Origin of the sequence: Flavobacterium sp. RSP49, assembly GCF_003968735.1 — a bacterium.
Taxonomy (GTDB): domain Bacteria; phylum Bacteroidota; class Bacteroidia; order Flavobacteriales; family Flavobacteriaceae; genus Flavobacterium.
On sequence record NZ_RYDN01000066.1, the window covers coordinates 1 to 2,090 of the forward strand.

Sequence of the window (2,090 nt, forward strand, 5' to 3'; positions counted from 1 at the left end):
TCATACCAGTTTTTCACCGGTAGTTGTGAGCAGAAAATTGTGGCTCTTTTTTGATTTCTATCCTCTACCAAATCCATCAATATCATTTGCTTTTCATTGCTGATGGCTTGCAATCCAAAGTCATCGATAATTAACAGATCATGATTCTCAATTTTGATGAGTTCTCTAATGTAGGAACCATCAGCTTTTGCCATCATTAATTTTTGGAAGAGTTTGCCCAAATTGTAATAAAGTACTTTGTATCCTTTGATGCAGCTTTGGTGTCCCAAGGCCGTTGCCAAAAAGCTTTTTCCGGTTCCAGTACAACCTGTAATAATAACATTTTCATTTCGGTCAATAAAAGAGCAGTCCGATAAACGGCTCAGCAGATTCCGGTCGAGATTCCGGTCATCGGTATAGCTTATCTCCTCTAAAGATGCCTGATAATGGAACTTTGCATTTTTGAGTAACCGCTCGGTTCGGCTGTTGTTGCGCTGATTGTCCTCGGATTCAATGAGCCAGGCAATAAATTCATCGTTGCTAAAAGTGTCTTGGTTTCTGGTTTCGAATGAGGATTCATAGGCTCGTTTCATTCCCTTTAGACGCATTTTCTGCATCTTTTCGATAGTGGCATTGGTGTTCATATTTTGATTTGATTTAAAATGTTAAGCATAATATTTTGATCCTCTGATATTGTCATGATTAGAGATCGAGACGTTGAATAAATCCAGCTGTTCTTCTTCTTTATCAAGGCCTCTGTCTAAAATATTTTTGATAGAATTATAGCTTACCGCATCGTAGCTCAGGGCGCGTTTACAGGCATTATTCAGGCGTTCTTTTCCTGTTTTGGTAGCCATGGCCAATATGCCCATGCAACTCTTATAACTCTGTTCTGGATACTGTTTTTTATCCAATATTTTCTCGATGTATTCTTTTGTCGAAGCGCCTATCTTTTGCGCCCAAGAGATAAAATATTCTGAACTCCAATCGGCATTGTAGGTATGATTCACAGGCATGTGCTCCTTTAGTGTCACATAATGATACCTTTTACGACTGCGCGGATGAAGCGCAATGCGGGATTGATTGTGATAGATTTCCACGACACTTTGAGTAAGGATCATTTTTACTTTCTTTCCAATGTAGGCATTGGGAACGCTGTAATAGTTTTTGTCGGATGAATAATAGACATGGCAATTCTTCTGTACCGTTGCCATTTTGTAGTCTCTGAGTTCATATTTCTCCAAAGGCAATGGCTTTAAAGCATCTTTCTCTATTTCTAAAAAAAGAGCGGTACGACTGTGTTGTTTTTTCTGAAAAGGGGTTTGATTGTAAATCAAAAGAAGCTCCTTTATAGCCAAATTTAATTCAGCAATACCATAAAATTCTTTATCCCTGAGAACTGCATGGATGCGAGTGTAAGTGATATTTACGGCACCTTCAACCAAGGATTTGTCCTTGGGTTTCAGGGCTCTGGCCGGCATGATGGAAGTATCATAATGCGAAGCAAAACAGGCGAACTGTTCGTTTATATGGGGTTCATATTTATTGGATTTGGTTACTGCTGATTTCAGGTTGTCGGGAATAATGCAGGCCGGAACGCCTCCTAGGTAATGCAGACAATTTTGAACACTACCTATAAAATCAGGTATTTGTTGAGAAAAAGAGGCTTCTACGTAAGTATATTGGCTTGCGCCAAGGGTGGCAACAAAGACTTCCACGGGCTTTATTTCTCCTGTTTCCCTGTCAATGATATGGAGTTTCTTACCGGCATAATCAATGAAAAGTTTTTCCCCAGCCTTATGGGTAGTGGGCATATACCCCTGCGATTTCTGGTTCCATTTTTTGTAATGTTCACAGAATTGGCTGTACATAACCCCTTGTGGATACTTTGTTTTATATTCGTCCCAGAGTATATGGCGGGTAACTCCAACACGTTTTAATTCCTTTTCGAGATAAGGAAAAAAGGAGTATAAATCCTTATGAATCTGCTCTCTATTGGTAGGATTTAACTCGGTAGAAACTTCAAAAAGTTCTGATAAATCTTCTCCCTTGAGTTCAAGAAGTTCCTTTAAGCAAATCCCCGAAGTTTCAATCACACCAAGATATTTGAC

The 2,090-nt window shown here is 39.2% G+C and carries 2 protein-coding genes; both read right to left on the minus strand.

Features of this window, described 5'->3' with window-relative positions:
* A partial coding sequence (locus EKM02_RS14660; protein ID WP_126456423.1) for an ATP-binding protein occupies positions 1–623 on the minus strand: 623 nt, incomplete at its 3' end.
* A 21-nt stretch (positions 624–644) separates the two neighbouring features.
* A partial coding sequence (istA, locus tag EKM02_RS14665) for an IS21 family transposase (protein ID WP_126456425.1) occupies positions 645–2,090 on the minus strand: 1,446 nt, incomplete at its 5' end.